We start from the raw sequence: 1654 nt of genomic DNA on the forward strand, positions 1-1654 counted from the left end.
CCTGGTCTAACCCGCGGGGCCGGGTGGCGTGTTCTTTGCGTATGGCGGCCATCATGTTTTTGACCGCGGTATATGACACAGCCCGTCGGCTGCCGTCGTTGGCCATCAGGCGCTGGCATGCCTCTTCCAGGATTGGTTTGTTGCCGTGTTTGCCCATCGACAGCACGTTTCTACAGGACTGGTACGCCTGGGCCGGGATGGCTTTCGCCGCGATGAGTTCTTCGATGACCTTGCGTGTTGCCGGGCCGGTTTTGCTGGCTTCGCGATAAAAGTAGTCGCTTGTCCACAGCCCACGGGTGGAGTCCATTCCAGATGGAATGTGCTCATAGTCAGTGACATAGGCCCCACGCTTATGCGAAACCTGGTGGGTTGCCACGGTTGTCCCCTGGTCAAAGACGGTCAAGACCTGGCCTGTGATGCGCACATCGACAGTGCGGCCAACAAGCTGGTGCGGAACGGAGTAGCGCACCGTTGCAACCGTGATATGGAAATCCGGGGCTACTTTCGCATGCTTCCACTCGGTATGTTGCCACGGGGTTGCCGGCAGGTCAGCAAGGAGATGCTGCTCGTGTGCTTCGAAGAGATCCCTGCGGCTTGACTGCTGACTGCGAAACGGCACGGAGGTGTTGATCGCATCGACTAAGCCCACAATCTTTCCGTTGAGCTCATCTAAGTCAACACACTGGTGGTCTTCAAGGGCGTGGATGATCTTGTGCGTGACGATCTTTACCGCAGCTTCCACATTTGCTTTATCCTTCGGCCGACGCGCGCGTGTGGGAAGTGCTGCTGTGTTGTAGTGCTCCAAGAACTGCTGGTAGGTGTCGTTGACCTTCCGATTCCTATCGGCAGTGCTGATTGCGTTTGATGCCGTCGACGCGTTATCGGGGACAACAACCTGGCAGACCCCACCGAAGTAGTCAAACGCTTGGCGGTGTGCATCAAGCCAGGACTGTTGCCGCTGGTCAACACACGCACAAGCAAACAGCATTCCTGAATACGGCAGCGAAGCGACGAAAATGCTGACTTTCGCACCCGGTGTGCCCGCAGGGTCGTACAGGCGCATCTTGTTCCCTGCCCAGTCCACCTGCATCGTATGCCCTGGTGCATGGGTGATCCGGGCGGTAAGCCCGGCCGCATCGACATGGGAGGCAACCAGCTGGCGGAACCGGTCGTAGCTGTAATGACGCTGGCCCGGCTGGGTGGGGGTGGTGGTGTAGCGAGCCCACAATACTTGCAGTGTCTGCTTCACACGCCCTGTGCGTGCTTTGACGACCGCGTCAAAGTCAATCGGGACGAACTCGCCTTGACCGCTGGTGCGTTTATCAACGAATATCTCGTCTAGCTCGTCATTCGTCAACGCCGCGACCTGCTGGGCAGTAGTCAGGCCAAGGCTTCGCAGCGCTTGGTTCGCTCGGGAAATCGCGCGGTGCGAGCACCCGAGCTGGTCTTCAATCTGGCGGTAAGAACGCTTCCTAATCAGCAGCGTCATCACCGCACGGTAATCCGTCATCAGCGGACTCCTTCCAGTACGCGCCGCACCCGAGTGGTGCGGCTACCGGAAGTATCACCCCGAGCGCCGCGAGCTGCTACCAGATACTCACTGAAGCGCTACCATATAGTCACGACACTGCTACCAAATAGCCGGTCGCAACAC

General features: G+C 58.5%; 1 protein-coding gene. It reads right to left on the reverse strand.

The genetic code is table 11. The annotated features are described in order from the left end of the window. Positions 1-1510: IS21 family transposase (gene istA / locus HMPREF2808_RS02755; protein ID WP_070623598.1), on the reverse strand; the 1510-nt coding region annotated here is incomplete at its 3' end. Between the last annotated feature and the right edge of the window lie 144 nt (positions 1511-1654).

Source organism: Corynebacterium sp. HMSC078A10 (assembly GCF_001811565.1).
Taxonomy (GTDB): Bacteria; Actinomycetota; Actinomycetes; order Mycobacteriales; family Mycobacteriaceae; genus Corynebacterium; species Corynebacterium hesseae.